This is a genomic window from Vibrio sp. ED002 (genome assembly GCF_023277445.1).
GTDB classification, from domain to species: Bacteria; Pseudomonadota; Gammaproteobacteria; order Enterobacterales; family Vibrionaceae; genus Vibrio; species Vibrio jasicida.
In genome coordinates, this window is record NZ_CP080239.1 from 241,901 (window position 1) to 259,458 (window position 17,558).

Sequence of the window (17,558 nt, forward strand, 5' to 3'; positions counted from 1 at the left end):
GACCTACCCCGAATCGCAAAGGGTGTCAGGTCCATACGCTATGCTTTAGCCTGATACCCAAATTCAAATGCAAAAATAATAAGGAAATGCATTATGAAAGTTGAGCTAACGGCAATTGAAGCACGAGTAATTGGTTGCTTGATCGAAAAAGAAGTGACTACCCCCGACCAATACCCTCTCAGCCTTAACGCGCTAACGAATGCGTGCAATCAAAAAAGTAACCGCGAGCCGGTTATGTCTTTATCTGAAGCTGACGTTTTAGATGCAGTGGATGCGCTCATTGAGCGTCGACTTGTAAGTGATGAAAGCAGTTTTAACAGTCGAGTGAGTAAGTATCAGCATCGATTCTGTAATACAGAGTTCGGCGATTTACAGCTTAGCGTACAAGAGAAAGGCATCGTGTGTTGCATGCTGTTACGTGGTGCTCAAACGCCGGGTGAGATCCGTACGCGAACAAACCGTCTTGCTACTTTCAATGATGTTAAAGAAGTTGAAAACGCACTTGAGCTTTTAGCTGGTGAAGAAAGAGGCCCGCTTGTTGTAAAACTTCCTCGTGAGGCAGGTAAACGTGAGTCTCGTTACATGCACCTATTCTGTGGTGAAGTTGACATGAGCGAACTGGCCGTAGCGTTATCTGCTCCTTCTTCTGCCGGTGCCGAGCGCATTGCTCAGCTAGAACAAGAAGTAGTGCAACTTCGTGAAGAATTAGAAGCACTAAAAGAACAGGTCGCGTCGCTGCTTTCATGAGTGACATTGCCGAGCAAAGCTGGAGTGTGTATCTGATCCGAAACAACCGCGATGCACTGTATTGTGGTGTGACGAATGATGTACAGCGACGCTTTAAACAGCATCAAACGGGAAAAGGTGCGAAAGCACTGAAAGGGAAGGGGCCACTGACTTTGGAGTGGTCATCTTGTTTTGAAAGTAAAAGTGTTGCGATGAAAGCGGAATATTTCATCAAACAACTGACCAAAACAAAGAAAGAGCAATTGGTAGAAGAAGTCGCGAAGATCAACGTCGATGACAATCAAACGCTTTCTTTTCAAATGCGGTAAGTCAAACGTGCACGGAAAAATAAGAGCAAAAATAACGCCATTCAAACGCGATGTTGAATGAGCCAGAAAATGCAAAACTGTGCTGCTAATCCAAGGTTTGATACCTCAAGCAAACACTTCTTTTTCAAAAAGACAAACCGCCTTCAAATGGCGGTTTATTTTTGACGGGGGTGGGTATCATTTCCGTCGGTAGTAACACATAATACGGTAATGCCCCGCAAGGCTTAATAGAAACATTTATAGAGACCCAAGCATCTGAAGTTACTTGGGTATACAAGCGGGCTTTTATGGATATGTGCAAATAGGGTAAAGGATGACTCGGCTAGGTAATAAAATAGAGCAGCGACATGCTCCATAAAAAACTATAAGAGCAACACATGAAAAAAGCGGTACTACTTTCTCTGATTTCTATGATCGGTTTTTCACCGATTTCACATGCGACACAAGTGCTTAATGGCTATTGGGCATACCAAGATTTTCTTGATGAGTTTCCTGAGCAAAGAAAGCTGACCAATGCCTTAGCAGAAGCCGTTCGCGAACGTCCTGTGCCATTCTCTAAAACCAGAACACGTCCACTTAAAATATCCGTCGTATATCCGGGTCAACAAGTGTCAGATTACTGGGTACGAAACATTGCTGCTTTTGAAAAGCGTTTAGATAAGTTGAATATTAACTATCAAATTAACCAAGTGTTTACGCGTCCGAATGCCGATATAAAGCAACAGAGTTTGTCTTTAATGGAAGCATTAAAAAGTAAATCTGATTACTTAATCTTCACTCTGGATACCACCAGACATCGTAAATTTGTTGAACATGTATTGGATTCAACAAATACCAAGCTGATTTTACAAAATATCACTACGCCAGTACGAGAGTGGGACAAACATCAGCCGTTTTTATATGTTGGGTTTGACCATGCAGAAGGCAGTCGAGAATTAGCAACGGAATTCGGAAAGTACTTCCCAAAACACACTTATTACAGCGTGCTTTATTTTTCTGAGGGTTACATTAGTGACGTAAGAGGTGATACTTTTATTCACCAAGTTAACCGTGATAATAACTTTGAGCTACAATCAGCCTACTATACAAAAGCAACAAAGCAGTCTGGTTATGATGCTGCGAAAGCGAGTTTAGCCAAATACCCAGATGTTGATTTTATTTATGCTTGCTCTACTGATGTGGCGTTGGGTGCGGTTGATGCACTTTCTGAATTGGGAAGAGAAGACATTATGATTAACGGATGGGGTGGGGGCTCTGCCGAGTTAGACGCCATCCAAAAAGGCGATCTCGACATTACTGTCATGCGTATGAATGACGACACCGGGATTGCGATGGCAGAAGCCATTAAGTGGGACTTGGAAGGAAAGCCGGTACCTACCGTGTATTCCGGTGATTTTGAAATTGTCACGAAAGCGGATTCACCGGAAAGAATCGAAGCGCTTAAGAAGCGTGCATTTAGATACTCAGATAATTGATGACAATACGTTCAAACGCCAAAAAGCGTCGCTCTCTTGCGACGCTCATTACAAAGATCATCATTCTTGTTCTCGCCCCGATCATTCTCGGGATTTTTATTCAGAGCTATTACTTCTCTAAACAGATCATTTGGCAAGAAGTAGACAGGACCAAGCAACAAACTTCTGCTCTGATACACAACATTTTCGATAGCCATTTCGCGGCGATTCAAATCCATCACGATAGCAATACAAAAAGTGAAGTGATTCGTAATTTTTACGTTGACAGAAATACAGATGCGTTGAATTACTTCTTCCTCAGTATTGACCAAAGCGATCCTGCTCATACACCAGAATTTCGTTTTCTGACTGACCATAAAGGCATCATTTGGGATGATGGCAACGCACACTTTTATGGCGTGAACGATCTTATCCTTGATAGTCTCGCCAATCGCGTCACGTTCAGTAATAACTGGTATTACGTTAATGTGATGACCTCGATTGGTTCTCGACATATGTTGCTTCGCCGTGTACCTGTAATAGCCCCGCCGACCGGAGAGGTTTTGGGTTTCTCCTTTAATGTTGTTGTGTTAGATAACAATTTCGCACTAATGGAAAAACTCAAAAGCGAGAGTAACGTGGATAATGTCGTAATGGTTGCCAACAATGTCCCGCTAGCAAACTCTCTCATAGGAGATGAAGCATACAGTGTTGCAGACGTATTGCAGCGTAAAGGATCACAAAAGAAACTCGATAAGCTGCTCGTCATAGAAACTCCGATTGAAGTTAATGCGGTGACGACAGAATTGTGTTTGCTCACGGCGCAAGATAATCACAGTGTCGTGACGCTGCAAATCCAGCACCTTTTAGCCATGCTGGCTTCGATTGTTGGCATGATTATGATTGCGTTGCTGACCAAGGAATGGATTGAGAGTAAAGTCTCGGCTCAACTGGAATCATTGATGTCTTACACGCGTTCCGCGCGTGAGGAAAAAGGGTTTGAACGATTTAACGGTTCAAATATTGAAGAGTTTGATCATATAGGATCAACGCTGGAAAGCACCTTTGAAGAGCTAGAAGCGCAGAAGAAGTCTTTCCGAGATCTGTTTAATTTTGCGTTATCGCCAATCATGGTTTGGTCGGAAGAAAGTATCTTGATTCAGATGAACCCAGCAGCACGCAAAGAGTTGGTGATAGATGACGATCATGAAACCATGCATCCGGTCTTCCAAGGTTTCAAAGAGAAACTGACCCCACACCTGAAAATGGCTGCTCAAGGAGCGACATTGACAGGGGTTAACGTACCTATTGGCAACAAGATATACCGTTGGAATTTATCGCCAATTCGAGTTGATGGTGACATCAGCGGTATTATCGTTCAGGGTCAAGATATCACGACCCTCATCGAAGCCGAAAAGCAGAGTAACATTGCACGGCGTGAGGCAGAAAAGTCCGCGCAAGCTCGTGCTGATTTTCTCGCAAAGATGAGCCATGAAATTCGAACGCCGATTAACGGTATTTTGGGTGTCGCACAGTTATTAAAAGACACGGTGGAAACCGAAGAACAGAAGAATCAAATCGATGTGCTTTGCCATAGTGGTGAGCATTTATTGGCAGTTTTGAATGATATCTTAGACTTTTCCAAGATTGAGCAAGGTAAGTTCAATATTCAAAAGCACCCGTTTTCGTTTAATGACACCATTCGCACGCTAGACAACATCTATCGTCCAATTTGTAATAACAAGAGCGTTGAACTCATCATTGAGAACAAGCTCGATCAAGATGTCGAAATCTTTACTGATCAAGTTCGACTCAATCAGATTTTGTTTAACTTAGTCAGTAATGCGGTGAAGTTCACGCCATCCGGAAGTGTTCATCTAAAAGCAGAGTTAGAGCAATTTTATGGCGCAGAGAACAGTGTCTTGGTTGTTGAGATCATCGATACAGGGATTGGTATTGAATCGGATAAGCTTGACCAAATGTTCGAACCTTTCGTGCAAGAAGAGGCAACAACCACTCGTGAATACGGCGGTAGTGGCCTAGGTTTGACCATCGTGAAGAACCTTGTCGACATGCTAGAAGGTGACGTTCAAGTTCGTAGTAGTAAAGGACATGGCACCACATTTGTCGTCACGCTACCTGTGAAAGACCGAGCGCGTGTACTTCGTCCTTTGGATGCCAGTCAGCGTGTGAAACCAGAAGCCTTGTTCGATGAAAGCTTAAAAGTCTTGCTGGTGGAAGACAATCATACCAATGCCTTTATCCTTCAAGCATTTTGTAAGAAATACAAAATGCAGGTGGATTGGTCGAAAGACGGTTTAGAGGCAATGGAATATCTGTCTGACAATAATTACGATCTGATATTGATGGATAATCAACTGCCGCACCTTGGTGGTATCGAAACGACGCACGAGATACGCCAGAATTTACGGCTGGGCACGCCTATTTACGCTTGTACTGCAGATACTGCAAAAGAAACCAGTGATGCATTTATGGCAGCAGGGGCGAACTATGTGCTGCTCAAACCGATCAAAGAGAACGCATTGCACGAGGCATTTGTCGATTTCAAGCAGCGATTCTTAGTAGAAAGAACGTAATTAAAAACCGAAACAGAGGGGCGTAGTGGCCCCTCTTATCGTTGACACTATTGATTCGTTATATTGTCGCTGCAGAAAAGGATTGTTCAAGCAACTCTGTTTTGAGTTCTTCCGTCATATTCAAAGGCTCCGCAAATTGCACTCCAATAATCCAACCCTTGGCAAGTTTCTTAATGTTTGCAACGGAGCAGCGATTGTCATCATCAATATAACCACTTAGAGGTGAGTCTATCGTGATCCTATCACCTACTAAGAACTCTGGTTCTATCATGGTTGAGATCCCACAACCGGATAACGAGAAATCAATCAAGCAGCCTTCGTATTTATTGTTCATATGGTCGATAGCGCAACCCAGCTGTAGCTTGTAGCGTTCATGTTCTCGCACGGGCTTGGTCGCGAATGTGGCGGGAATACGAATAAACAACAACGGAGATGGACGTAGAATATTCATCAGAACGCTGGTTTTAAAAGCAATCACGTGTCCCAAATCCGTATCTGAAACGCCTCGGATGACCACATCGACATTATTGAGCTTACGGAGTGCTTGTTCTTCCAGTAGCCGTGTCGGAATATCGAGAATGATATAAGCGTTTTCTTTCAATCCAATATAAGTCGCAGCGTAACTGTATTTTTCTTCCGAGCTGAACTCGAAGTTAACCCAGAGGCGCATTCCTGTTTTTAAAAATCGATGTAATTCGTCTTTGCTGTGAGTTGAAGGCATAACATCTGACGTTGTAATTTATTATGCCCAACAGGTTATCAAAACGCCGTTTTGGCTTTCAATAGTCGGAGACAAAAGTCGTGCATTTTTATTCTTATCTGTGAACGGGGGGCTGATATTTTTGTCCAGGGTCTTGTTTCATTAAAACATTGCTTGCCACGATGCTGCCACACGTAACCAAAAAGAGTGCGCACCAAGTTAAGATATCTGGTCTTTCATTGAAAACCGGTATCGCCAGCAAGGTCGCGAGCACCGGGGTTAAGGAACCAAAGGCTGCACTCGCTTCTGCCCCAATGTTTTTTACGGCATAGAGGAAGGTGAAAGAGGCAACTAACCCAGCGCCAACACCTTGCAGTAAGATATGTCCAAAGAGTTCACTCCATGGCCATTTGTTTAAGGGAGTGATGGCGAGGTAACTGTCTGTCCAACCAAAACCGATGGCAACGATAAGCATCGCAAACGAGATGATCGATACAAACCCAGCGCAAACCTGTGCACTCAAATTTGCTACACGAGCACTGATAGTAAACGTGGCCCACATCAAACTACCCAGCAAAAACAAAAAATGCCCTTTAAGTTGGGGCCAATTGTATTCACTTCCCAAGTTGGACAATAAAAAAACAGCTATACCAAACAACACCGCCGAGAGACCAATAATTCGATGCCGGCTGAGTGGTTGTTGAAAGCAAATTACCGCGATAGCAGATACAAATAAAGGCAAGGTTCCAGGGACGAGAGCACTGCCATGCGCGACAGGGGCAAACTGCATTGCAGTGCCAACAATCAACAAGTAAGGCAAGCCACTGCCAAGAAGGAGACCGAGGAGGTATCTGTTGGGGACCGCGCGCACGTGATCCATCGATTTGATGACAAATGGAAATAAGACTAAGGCCGGGATGAGAAATCGGGTGAGAGCAATGTCTGCTGGCTCAAGATTAGAAATCGCCCCGCCTTTGAGGGACAGAAAAAAACCAGCCCAAAGAAAAAGGGTGGTGAGCATCGCGGCGTATCCTAAAGCCATCATGTGTCCAATACTTTGTGAATAATGTGTTAATTATCGGATGAAAGTGACGATTAATGGTGGCAAAATATAGCGCTATATTGCTTAATATTGATGGTTTTAATCTCAATGAAAGCTTTTGTTGGTGAAATTTGGCATGGATGATGAAATGGATAAAATAGATCGCCAATTACTTCATTTGATTCAACAAGACGCGACGATGACGACGAGTGAGCTTGCAGATAAAGTCGGACTCTCTGCCTCACCTTGTGCAAGAAGGATCAAACGGCTAGAGCAGGAAGGGGTCATTAGCGGTTATAGGGCAATGATTTCACGTGATAAAGCAGGCATCGCGATGACGGTGTTTGTTGAGGTCAGTTTGAATAATCACCAAGCAACCTCTATTGATGACTTTGAACAGGCCATCGGTGATATGGAAGAGGTCATCTCTTGTCATGTTGTTTCTGGGGCATACGACTATCTGCTCGAAGTAGTAAGCAAAGATCTGATGGGTTATGAGTCGTTTACTCGAAAATTACAGCGATTGGAAAATGTAAAAGACATCCACACGCACTTAGCCATTCGACAAGTGAAGGGTAATGGTAATCTTCCTATTTATACTCAGACTTAAGTTGATGCTAAATCATAAAGTGGTTTCGAAAGGTAAGTAAACATGAAGTGGTTAGATAGGCTGCGTATCGCTCATTATCACCGTAAACGATATAAGCAATTTGGTGACGACAAGGCAAAAACATTAGGTTGGCAGGACAAGTTTAGCCAAGTAAGTCGCTTTGAAGTCTTGTGTCATGATTTGCCGCTTGATGGTGCGAGCCTTGTAGATATCGGATGTGGTTATGCTGATTTACTTGAATATTTAGAGCAAAAAGATATCTGCTTATCTGGCTATATCGGAATTGACCAGCAGAAGCAGTTCATTTCTGTGGCTAGGCAAAGAGCCTTTAAAACACACGCGGATTACATACGAGGAGACTTTTCCAAACTTGTGCTGCCGAGTGCGGACTATGTCTTGGCTTCTGGCTCTTTGAATTATCAATCAGCTAATCCAAATCATACTGTCGAGATGATTGAGAAGATGTATCGGGCGGCGAAGATAGCCTGTGCGTTTAACTTATTGGATGAGGCAAAGTTACCGAGTATGAAGATGCTTGAATCGCACAACAAAGAGGGAATACTGCGTTATTGCCGACTGTTATGTAAGGACAGTTATTTGGTTGAAGGGTATTCCGAGCACGATTTCACTATTGTGATGCCAAAACATTAAATCGCCTTTCGTTTAGCGAGCAATAAAAAACGGAGTCAGTTGCCTGACTCCGCTTGGTGATTCTTTTAAGCCTTATTGGTATTTGTATTTTGAGATCTCACAGTTACCTGTGTGTCTATCAACCTTAAATGAGAACGCGGCTGAATGGTATTCCCTCCCATCGCTCCAAATTGTCTCTCCGAAGATTTTACAAAGGTCCAAGTCACTGATTGAACCGAACTGTTTAACGTGCCTAACTACTGACAAAAACTTGGCTTTGGTAGCATTAGGACAATCCCTGTTACTTAATCGATTGATAACCATTTTTGTAGCATCATCTCCAGCCAAATGTGACTTTATATTAAATTTTGTTAATGGGTAAATTACCCAAAAACTGGTCGTAAGTAAAGCGTTATTGTGACAGATGTCTCTATAAATTGGCCTGTTTGATTATTAATTGCTCAATTTGAAAGGGGGAACAATCCCAATATGAACAGAATCATTCAGAGCTGTTTCGTGCATAATTAATAGCGTCGATTTCCATGCCATATTGATTGGCAAGTGTGAGGTACTTTCCTGCCAAAATTCGGAAGTCATTTTGCATTTCTAATGTATTGGTCAGATACCAGTTCGCCGTGATCTCGTTCGACTTAGCGCCTTCCTTCTGGCAATAAAAGACAATGCGTTTCCAATTTTCAGCGATGGTTTGAGAGCGATGCATCAGGGCGTTTATAGCGCGTGACATTTCGATGAAATCCTCTCGTTGTTCCTCTGACTCCAACAATTGCTTTTTCAAGCGGTTTTTATTGGAAGGCGTACGCCAAAGTTTGCTTAACTCATCCGTTGAAAATGTTTGTGAGTACATCTGACTATCGTTGTATTCTTTTAGGCTCTCATTAAACAAGCGAGCATGTTCATTGTAATTGGACTCTAAACGACTGAATTGGGTAAGATTGTCATTCCACGAAGCGTGGTCACATTGAATATTGGCGAATGCTGGAAGTGGAACTAGGAGCAATATCCATTTGAGCTTGTTCATCATTGTTGTCACGTAAGTTATGCATCTGCTATCAGTATAGATGCTGTATGGGCGCCGTTGATACAAAGAAGAAAAGGAATAGGACATGAAGAAAGCACTGATTGCACTGGTCATTTTATTGCTGCTTGGAGGCGCTGGGGCAGGGTACTACTTCTTCTTTATGCAAAAAGACGAGCCTGTCGCTGAAGCGCCGTTTAAGCCTGAAAAAGAGGTGGGTCCAAAAGAGGAACCAAAACCTATCATGGATTTAGAAGTGCCTGCTCCAGAGGTCACCGAATACTATGTCACAGAACGCCGCATCAACGTGTATAACAAACCCGATAACCAATCATTGATTGTTGATGCCCTATATAAGGGTGAGAAAGTATCGGTGCTGGAGAAAGCTGATGGTTGGTTTCGCCTCTCGGATTACATTGTTTATGAAGAGGGCGGGGAAGAAACGGCAGAATGGGTCGATGCGAAAGGGCTATCGGATTCACAACCGGTGATTAAAGAACAAGAGCGCTTGGAAATATTGGACAACTACTTACAAAAGTCCGATGATTTGAAAGTACACTTAGATATATTCCGTAATAAAACGCAGCAATTGCTTGATGACGAAACGTGTGCGCCTAGTGACTTCGAAGAGCTTGGTGGATGGGTTCGCTCTGTGACGTATAAAAAGCGCAATGTGTATTTCATATATTGCGGCGGGCTAGAACAAGAAAACAAAATCTATTTAGATGTCGATAAAGGTGAAATATTTTATCGATGAATGTCTGTTGAACGCTGGTGGATGTTGTTTTCCAAGGTTGGAAACAGAGATTTATAACTTTTTAGTTGTTAACTATAAGCAATAGGAATACTATCTGCGAGCTGAGTTGAAGAACTCGGCTCGTTTTGTTTTAAGTGAGCTATCATGCCTTGGATTTACGTTAGAAAACTGTTTTTGCTGCTACTTGCAATGGTGCTATCGCCAATGCAAGCGTCTGCTGCGCAGTTAGAACATAAATCGCACTTACCTCACTTCTCTAAGTTACAACCTTTTACGGTTGCTAACTCCGCAACGAACTCTCCGGTTGATATCTCCGAGCTGACAGAAGAGTCTACTCAGTCTCCTGTTTCAGAGGGGCATGCCAGCCAAGATTCATTCGCTATTTTTAACTCTCAGCGTTGGACATCGCACCTACGTGAGAATATCGACGACGAACATGTTGATTTCGTTGGCGATCTAACCAGTCCTTTTTACGCCGATGCTGGCTATGCGTATAGCCTAATGGACATCAGTTGGCGTCAAAACCAATCTACCTTTCACCATTTTGTTAGTGACCATCGTATTGCTGGTTGGAAAGACACCAATGCCATGTACGTCGCTCTCAATAGTCAGTTTTCAGCTTAAACACCATCACTCTGCACATCTTGTGCATTCTTAACACGACAACATTTTTACAGGGCGAGTGATCGTTCTGCGCATTCCATACCTGCTTTTAGTTGGGTAATCGTTTTGTCGTGTCTTGAATTTAACTATTTGAATATTCACTGATTAGTGAATGGATGATGTTTACATGAAGAAAACACCGAAACCACAAAAAACCAGAAAAGTGCTGAACCATTACTCAGCATGGAAATATGTCGTATTAATTACGACCGTTATCATCTTAACTTTGAGCGCAATCCCAACTTGGTTTGGCGAGCAGCCGTCTATTCAGGTTACGTTTGCTGACCAAAACAACAGTGCGATGTCAGTGGTTCAATTGGATCAGCTATTAAAGTCGCATCACATTCCTGCGTCGAAGATCATTGAGAAAGACGGCCAAACCACAATCGTTTTCGATGGCGAAGATGCACAAAGTAAAGCGCGTGCTCTGTTAAACGAACAACTAAACAAAGACGACAGCATTACGTTCTCTTACGTATCGGTTGCACCAGAGTGGCTAAATGAAATGGGCTTTAGCCCAATCAAGCTAGGTTTGGATTTGCGTGGTGGTGTGCAATTCCTGCTGAACGTCGATGTAAATAAAGCATTCGAAGAACAACGTGACGCATTAGTAGACGAGATCAAAGCAAGCCTTCGTGAAGAGCGTGTTCGTGGTGTTCAGGTTCGCGCCGAAGCGGGCAACCATATTGCGGTAAACAGTGAAAACGAGGAAGGGTTGAAAGCAGCAAGCCAATTCCTTCGCCAAAACTACCCTGGCTGGACGATGACAAGCACAGACCGCGGCTTTGAACTTCAACCAAGTGAACAAAATATCCAAGAGTTCCAAACGACTACGTTGCAACAAAACTTGAAGATCATGCGCGGTCGTATAGAAGAACTCGGTATTACCGAGGCGATGGTTCAACGTCAAGGTAAAGAGAGTATTCGTATCGAACTTCCTGGTGTTCAAGATCCTGCCCAAGCGAAAAACGTTATCGGTGCAACAGCGAGTCTTGCTTTCTATGAAGTGAAAGATGCAAGCCAAGCACGAAGCAGCCAAGATCTTGTTCTAAAAGACAACGACGGCCGTACCGTTATTCTTGCTAAACGTCCTGTCCTTACTGGTGAGCACATTGTAAACGCACGTGCTGGTGTGGATAAAATGGGCATGTCAGAAGTAAACATCTCTCTAGACCACGCGGGTGGTAAGAAGATGAGTGACTTCTCCGCGACTCACATTGGTAAGCCTATGGCGACCGTGTACCGTGAGTACAAGACAAATGAACGCGGCATGACAGAGCGCAGTGAACGCGTCATCAGTGTTGCAACGATTCAATCTCAACTTGGTAGCCAATTCCGCATCACAGGTGCTGGCAGCATGGATGAAGCGCAACAACTAGCTTTGCTTCTGCGTGCAGGCTCTCTAACTGCCCCAGTAACGATTGTTGAAGAGCGCACAATTGGTGCTTCTCTTGGTGCAGAAAACATTCAAAACGGCTTTGCTGCGCTTGCGCTAGGTATGGGCTTAACGCTCACCTTTATGGCGCTTTGGTACCGTCGTTTAGGTTGGGTTGCAAACGTAGCACTTTGTGCAAATATGCTTTGCTTGCTTGGCTTAATCGCGCTGCTTCCAGGCGCGGTACTTACATTGCCTGGTATTGCCGGTTTGGTATTGACCGTAGGTATGGCAGTGGATACCAACGTAATTATCTTTGAACGTATTAAGGACAAAATGCGAGAGGGTCGCAGCTTCGCTCAAGCGATTGACCTCGGTTTTGATAGTGCATTTGCAACCATCCTTGATGCCAACATCACCACCATGATCACAGCAGTGATTCTATACGCGATCGGTAACGGTCCAATTCAGGGCTTTGCTTTAACACTAGGCTTGGGTTTGATGACCAGTATGTTTACTGGCGTATTCGCTTCTCGTGCAATGATTAATTTAATTTGGGGCCGTGATGGCCGTCGTGATGTAAGGGTTTAAATCATGGTTGAAATGCTAAAACAAAATATCCGCAAGATTCGTTACTTCACAACGTTTGTTTCTGTTGTTCTAACGGTCATTGCGCTGGTCGCCCTTGGTATGAAGGGACTAAACTTAGGTCTTGATTTCACTGGTGGTATGGTTACCGAAGTGAAAGTCGATAAACAACTAACGAACCACGATTTATTGAATGCACTGCAACCTAAGTTGGGTGACTCGACATCAGTAACTCGTTCTGGTGAGGATGGTCGTTGGGTGATTCGCTATTCAGCACCAACAGAGGGTCAAACTTTACCAAGTGTGGCAGAGACGCTTAAGCCGATCTCACATGAAGTGAAAGTTGTAAGTAACAGTATCGTAGGGGCTCAAGTAGGTCAGGATTTGTTCGATCAAGGTGGTTTAGCGCTACTGGTTTCAGTACTGACAATTCTTGGTTACTTGTGTTTCCGCTTTGAGTGGCGTTTAGCAAGTGGTTCATTGTTCGCTCTCGCGCACGACGTTATTCTCGTTCTGGGTTTCTTTGCTATTACCCAAATGGAATTCAATTTAACGGTGTTCGCAGCGATTCTCGCTATTCTCGGTTACTCGTTGAATGACTCGATTATCATTGCAGACCGAATTCGTGAATTACTGGTTGCTAAGCAAAGTTGGAAAACGGAACAAATTAACGATGAAGCGGTACTGGCGACGTTCTCCCGTACTATGGTGACGTCTGGTACAACGCTTATCACTGTTGGAGCACTATGGATAATGGGGGGCTCAGCTCTTGCTGGTTTCTCAACAGCAATGTTTATCGGCGTACTATCGGGTACGTGGTCATCTATCTCGATTGGTACGGTGCTTCCGGAATGGTTGAAGCTAGAACCAAAACACTACCTACCAGTAGAGATCGACACTGCACCATAATGTTTGGTGTTTAAGGTAAAAGTGCTTGCGCCACTCAACTTGAGTGGCGCTTTTTTATCTAGAGAAACGAGAAACGAGAAACGAGAAACGAGAAACGAGAAACGAGAAATAAAATAAAAGAAGGTGTTACTTAACGCGCATTAGGCGATGCTTCACTGAACCAAGATCGAACTCTATGATTTGGGAACGCTTCATCGATTCAACTTTGGTGAGCATGGCATCTTGATAACCTTTCTTCTTCATCCACTGTAATGGTTCCGAAAAGCTGTCCTCATTCACCACATAAGACTCGCCTTTGTGCTCTCCCGTATAGACGTTTACTACCCACACGCGAGCCTGAAAATCGAGTGCCTCACGAATGGTCTGTTTGAACTTATATAAGATGTGTGTCATTGCTTGCTGAATTAGCTCAATAACAACCAAACACCGACACCCATCATCAAAGTGCCTGCAATTCGGTTCATCAAGCGCACGTTTTTTGATTGGCCTAGTAAACGTTTAAGTCCTTTGCCACCAGTAGCGTAAAGAGACATACAGATGAACTCAAATAACAAAATAATAGAGACGAGAACAACAAGTTGAGGCGTGAGTGCTGCGCTTTGATCGATAAACGGAGGGAGAAGTGAAATCATGAACGCCCACCCCTTCGGGTTTGCGATGGCTGTAATAAACCCTTGAAGTACCAAATCCCAGTTACCACTAGTCGGTACATCAATACTATCAACATTGATTGCGAGCTTACCTCGTGAACGCCACATTTCAATTCCCAGATAGAGCAGGTAGCTAGCGCCAATCAGTTTGAGCGCAGTAAACAGCCACGGGTAGTTGAGCATGATTGCGGCAATACCAAGTACTGCAGAGACAGAAACCAACGCCACCCCAACTAATTCTCCTGCCATCATCCACAGGGTTCTTCGGTAGCCGATGCTCATGCCTAGCGTGAGCGCGAGTGTCATACACATACCAGGCGTGATAGAAACAAAGAAAAAGGTGGGGATAAACATGGTCAGCAAAGCGGTATTCATATTAGTGATTATTGTATTATTAGCTAGTCAGGCAACAAAGATAGTGCAAAGTGCTCTTCGATGCCATAGATAAAAGTCGTTACCTTCTTGGACATCCATCTACCTTTCAACTATTTAATAAAAATAAAATAGTAATTAAATGATTGCGACATATTAGTGCTTGCATGCACCAAATGGTGACATTTATAAAAAATCGGTTTTTAAATAAGCCTATATTAAGGAAAATATTTCTGGGTTTTTATTTATTTTACGTTGATTTAATTGTCATTAAAGGTTTGATGCTAATTAAAATTTTAATGCAAGGTGATATCTAAATAAATGATATATTTAATATTTGTAAGGTCATCTATTGGAACTATTACTCCAATGATTTAATTAAGAATTATTAGTTTAGAAACCAAAGATGATCTTTCACTCTTTGTAAATGCAATAAACATAAAAATTCGTATAAGTGACTGAAATAAAGATGGTTTTAATCATTGTTGATTAAGTTGTCTATAGTTTAAGTCTTTTTAAATCAATCCCTTAAGCGTATTTAACCTTTCTATAACATTTCATTGCTAGTGAGATCTAAATCAATCTTATGCAAATGAATGAGTTTTTTATTTGAAATGTAATATTTCTAGGTTAACTTAAAATAAAAGGCAACAGAGGATTTGTTGCCACAAGAATAAATTTATATGTCAGTTGGTGAAATATTTCGCCAGTGTCTTAATTCGCTTTTTAATGCCGTTAAGAATGGAGTCTTCAATGAAGAAAGTCGCTTTGATCACTGGATCAAAAGGCGGAATTGGTTCTGCTATTTCCTCTCAATTAGTTAATGATGGTTACCGAGTAATTGCTACTTACTTTACTGGTAACTATGAGTGTGCGTTGGAATGGTTTAATGAAAAAGGGTTCAATAAAGATCAGGTACGTCTTTTTGAACTAGATGTAACTAACACCGCTCAATGTGCTGAAAAACTAGCACTTTTACTTGAGGAAGAAGGAACCGTTGATGTCGTCGTCAATAATGCAGGAATCACACGCGATGGCGTGTTTAAAAAGATGACTGCACAAGCTTGGAACGACGTCATTAATACCAACCTAAATAGCTTGTTCAACGTGACACAGCCGCTTTTTGCAACTATGTGCGAAAAAGGTGGTGGTCGTATTATTAACATCTCTTCTGTTAATGGTCTGAAAGGCCAGTTTGGTCAAGCAAACTATTCAGCGGCTAAGGCTGGCATGATTGGTTTTTCTAAAGCATTGGCATATGAGGGGGCTCGCTCCGGCGTAACGGTAAACGTTATTGCTCCGGGTTACACAGGGACACCAATGGTTGAACAAATGAAACCGGAAGTGCTGGAGTCTATCACCAACCAGATCCCAATGAAGCGTTTAGCAACGCCTGAAGAAATTGCATCATCCGTAAGCTTCTTAGTGAGTGATGCCGGCGCTTACATCACCGGTGAAACACTGTCGGTGAACGGCGGCCTATACATGAGCTAAGGAGAAGATGATGGAAAAAGTATTTGTTATTGCAGCGAAACGTACACCGATTGGCGCGTTTGGCGGAAGCTTAAAAAACACGTCAGCGGGCAATCTAGCGGCGGTTGCAATTAAAGGTGCGCTTGAGGCGGCGTCACTAACGGGCGATAAAGTTGATGAAGTGATCGTTGGTAACGTTATCGCAGCAGGGCAAGGTATGGGCGTTGGTCGTCAAGCCGCGATGTTTGCCGGTATTCCCGAGTCTGTGCCAGCTTATGGCGTGAACATGGTTTGCGGCAGTGGTATGAAAACTGTCATGGATGGCGTTTCTCATATTCGCAGTGGCGATGCACAAGTGGTTGTGGCTGCAGGTGTCGAGGTAATGTCACAAATCCCATTCATCGTGCCTAGCGTTGTACGTGATGGCAATAAGATGGGCAACATGGAGTTGAAAGATCTCCTCATTGCTGACGGTTTGACTGACGTTTACAACCAATACCACATGGGTGTTACCGCCGAAAATGTTGCGAAAGAGGTTGGTTTGACGCGCCAACAGCAAGACGAATATGCGCTAGCGAGCCAACAAAAGGCTGTCGCTGCGATTGAAGCGGGTAAGTTCAAAGACGAAATTGTGCCGGTCGAAGTTAAACAACGTCGTGAAACCGTCGTGTTTGATACGGATGAATACCCTAAAGCAAACGCAACACTGGAAGGCTTGAGTAAACTGCGCCCAGCTTTTGACCGTGAAGGTACGGTAACAGCAGGTAATGCTTCCGGCATTAATGACGGTGCTAGTGCCATTATCCTTGCTTCTGAGAGTGCAGTTCAGGAACTCGGCTTAACGCCAATCGCTGAAATCGTAAGTTATGCGCAGTCTGGTCTGGATCCAAAAATTATGGGTCTTGGTCCGGTTGAATCGGTAAACAAAGCGTTGAACAAAGCCGACCTGAAAACCAGCGATATTGACGTTTATGAGTTGAATGAAGCCTTTGCTGCACAAGCTTTGGGTGTGATTCATAAATTGGCAGAAACCAACCAAGTTCCAGTGAGCTCAATTCAAGACAAAGCCAACTTTAATGGTGGTGCAATCGCATTGGGCCACCCTCTAGGTGCATCAGGTAACCGCATTTTGGTTACGTTAGTACACGAACTTCACAAACAAGACGGTCAGTACGGTGTTGCTTCACTTTGTGTAGGCGGCGGTATGGGCACGGCTGTGGTTGTAAAAGCAGTTAAGTAGTTATTTAAACGGATATTTTAATTCTTTCTCTAGGAGATAAACCATGTACACTGATTTCTTCAAAACTTTTAGCGATCAAACTGAAAAGAACCTTGAACCATACTTGAAGTTCAACAAGCTAGTGACCAAGAATGTAGAAGTGCTTACAGAGCTTCAACTGAATGCAATCCGCACATATAGCGAAGTTGGCCTAAACCAAATGAAAGCAGCGTCAGAAATCAAAGACGTCACTTCTTTAACGGCGTTTAACAGCCAGCAACTAAGCGTGCTTACAAAGCTTTCTCAACAAATGATGGATGACAGCAACAAGTTGCAATCTATCGCAAAAGAATTCAAAGAAGATGTTGAACAAATGACTTCGGAAAATCTAAAGACTGTTACTCCTGCGTAATACGTCCACTTTTCGC

Annotated in this window: 19 protein-coding genes; 13 read left to right on the plus strand and 6 right to left on the minus strand. The window is 43.2% G+C overall.

The window, feature by feature from the left end; genetic code table 11:
• Positions 1-93 precede the first annotated feature (93 nt).
• The 4 genes from ITG12_RS17920 to luxQ all read left to right on the plus strand — a co-directional run bounded on the left by ITG12_RS17920 (position 94) and on the right by luxQ (position 5,106).
• The gene (locus ITG12_RS17920) at positions 94-747 is read left to right on the plus strand and encodes a YceH family protein (RefSeq protein ID WP_038877628.1); all 654 of its coding nucleotides are present in this window, start codon (positions 94-96) and stop codon (positions 745-747) included.
• A complete protein-coding gene (locus ITG12_RS17925; protein ID WP_038877626.1) occupies positions 744-1,055 on the plus strand; it encodes a GIY-YIG nuclease family protein in 312 nt (103 codons plus the stop codon). Before ITG12_RS17920 ends, ITG12_RS17925 begins: the two co-directional genes overlap by 4 nt.
• A gap of 377 nt (positions 1,056-1,432) precedes the next feature.
• Positions 1,433-2,530 carry an autoinducer 2-binding periplasmic protein LuxP gene (locus ITG12_RS17930; protein ID WP_038867368.1) on the plus strand — a complete coding sequence of 366 codons (1,098 nt, stop codon included), beginning with the start codon at positions 1,433-1,435 and terminating at the stop codon, positions 2,528-2,530.
• The gene (gene luxQ / locus ITG12_RS17935) at positions 2,530-5,106 is read left to right on the plus strand and encodes a quorum-sensing autoinducer 2 sensor kinase/phosphatase LuxQ (protein WP_038877624.1); all 2,577 of its coding nucleotides are present in this window, start codon (positions 2,530-2,532) and stop codon (positions 5,104-5,106) included. The genes ITG12_RS17930 and luxQ overlap by 1 nt, the downstream gene beginning before the upstream one ends.
• 58 nt (positions 5,107-5,164) lie before the next feature.
• Here the strand turns inward: luxQ and ITG12_RS17940 are convergent, their stop codons facing one another.
• Together ITG12_RS17940 and ITG12_RS17945 are read right to left on the minus strand one after the other, a co-directional pair.
• Entirely contained in the window at positions 5,165-5,827 is a 663-nt protein-coding gene (locus tag ITG12_RS17940) for a flagellar brake protein (protein ID WP_038877621.1), read from the minus strand.
• A 94-nt stretch (positions 5,828-5,921) separates the two neighbouring features.
• Entirely contained in the window at positions 5,922-6,848 is a 927-nt protein-coding gene (locus ITG12_RS17945) for a DMT family transporter (RefSeq protein ID WP_038877807.1), read from the minus strand.
• Positions 6,849-6,996: 148 nt separating this feature from the next.
• Between ITG12_RS17945 and ITG12_RS17950 the strand changes: the two genes are divergently transcribed.
• Entirely contained in the window at positions 6,997-7,458 is a 462-nt protein-coding gene (locus tag ITG12_RS17950) for an Lrp/AsnC family transcriptional regulator (protein WP_038867482.1), read from the plus strand.
• A gap of 42 nt (positions 7,459-7,500) precedes the next feature.
• Positions 7,501-8,109, plus strand: coding sequence for a class I SAM-dependent methyltransferase (locus ITG12_RS17955; protein WP_042600211.1), 609 nt, complete (start codon positions 7,501-7,503; stop codon positions 8,107-8,109).
• 72 nt (positions 8,110-8,181) lie between these two features.
• On the opposite strand, the gene ITG12_RS27805 is transcribed toward ITG12_RS17955, so the two are convergent.
• Both ITG12_RS27805 and ITG12_RS17960 read right to left on the minus strand, forming a co-directional pair.
• Positions 8,182-8,412, minus strand: a complete 231-nt coding sequence (locus ITG12_RS27805; RefSeq protein ID WP_080774283.1) for a hypothetical protein — start codon at positions 8,410-8,412, stop codon at positions 8,182-8,184.
• Between the two features lie 175 nt (positions 8,413-8,587).
• Complete coding sequence (locus tag ITG12_RS17960; RefSeq protein ID WP_038867376.1) at positions 8,588-9,130, minus strand: hypothetical protein; 543 nt, start codon at positions 9,128-9,130, stop codon at positions 8,588-8,590.
• Positions 9,131-9,212: 82 nt separating this feature from the next.
• Between ITG12_RS17960 and ITG12_RS17965 the strand changes: the two genes are divergently transcribed.
• The 4 genes from ITG12_RS17965 to secF all read left to right on the plus strand — a co-directional run bounded on the left by ITG12_RS17965 (position 9,213) and on the right by secF (position 13,416).
• Entirely contained in the window at positions 9,213-9,881 is a 669-nt protein-coding gene (locus ITG12_RS17965) for an SH3 domain-containing protein (protein ID WP_038867378.1), read from the plus strand.
• 144 nt (positions 9,882-10,025) lie between these two features.
• Positions 10,026-10,505, plus strand: coding sequence for a hypothetical protein (locus ITG12_RS17970; protein WP_038877615.1), 480 nt, complete (start codon positions 10,026-10,028; stop codon positions 10,503-10,505).
• A gap of 166 nt (positions 10,506-10,671) precedes the next feature.
• The gene (secD, locus tag ITG12_RS17975) at positions 10,672-12,510 is read left to right on the plus strand and encodes a protein translocase subunit SecD (RefSeq protein WP_038867483.1); all 1,839 of its coding nucleotides are present in this window, start codon (positions 10,672-10,674) and stop codon (positions 12,508-12,510) included.
• A gap of 3 nt (positions 12,511-12,513) precedes the next feature.
• Positions 12,514-13,416, plus strand: a complete 903-nt coding sequence (gene secF / locus ITG12_RS17980) for a protein translocase subunit SecF (RefSeq protein WP_038867383.1) — start codon at positions 12,514-12,516, stop codon at positions 13,414-13,416.
• Between the two features lie 126 nt (positions 13,417-13,542).
• On the opposite strand, the gene ITG12_RS17985 is transcribed toward secF, so the two are convergent.
• Both ITG12_RS17985 and ITG12_RS17990 read right to left on the minus strand, forming a co-directional pair.
• Complete coding sequence (locus ITG12_RS17985) at positions 13,543-13,809, minus strand: hypothetical protein (protein WP_038877804.1); 267 nt, start codon at positions 13,807-13,809, stop codon at positions 13,543-13,545.
• Positions 13,810-13,820: 11 nt separating this feature from the next.
• Positions 13,821-14,441, minus strand: coding sequence for a LysE family translocator (locus ITG12_RS17990; protein ID WP_038867386.1), 621 nt, complete (start codon positions 14,439-14,441; stop codon positions 13,821-13,823).
• A gap of 750 nt (positions 14,442-15,191) precedes the next feature.
• Here ITG12_RS17990 and ITG12_RS17995 point away from each other — a divergent pair.
• From ITG12_RS17995 to ITG12_RS18005, 3 genes are read left to right on the plus strand one after another with little or no spacing between them, the layout of a single operon-like run.
• Positions 15,192-15,932, plus strand: coding sequence for an SDR family oxidoreductase (locus ITG12_RS17995; RefSeq protein ID WP_038867388.1), 741 nt, complete (start codon positions 15,192-15,194; stop codon positions 15,930-15,932).
• A 10-nt stretch (positions 15,933-15,942) separates the two neighbouring features.
• The gene (locus ITG12_RS18000; protein WP_038867390.1) at positions 15,943-17,151 is read left to right on the plus strand and encodes an acetyl-CoA C-acetyltransferase; all 1,209 of its coding nucleotides are present in this window, start codon (positions 15,943-15,945) and stop codon (positions 17,149-17,151) included.
• Between the two features lie 43 nt (positions 17,152-17,194).
• The gene (locus ITG12_RS18005) at positions 17,195-17,542 is read left to right on the plus strand and encodes a phasin family protein (RefSeq protein WP_038867394.1); all 348 of its coding nucleotides are present in this window, start codon (positions 17,195-17,197) and stop codon (positions 17,540-17,542) included.
• Positions 17,543-17,558: the final 16 nt, after the last annotated feature.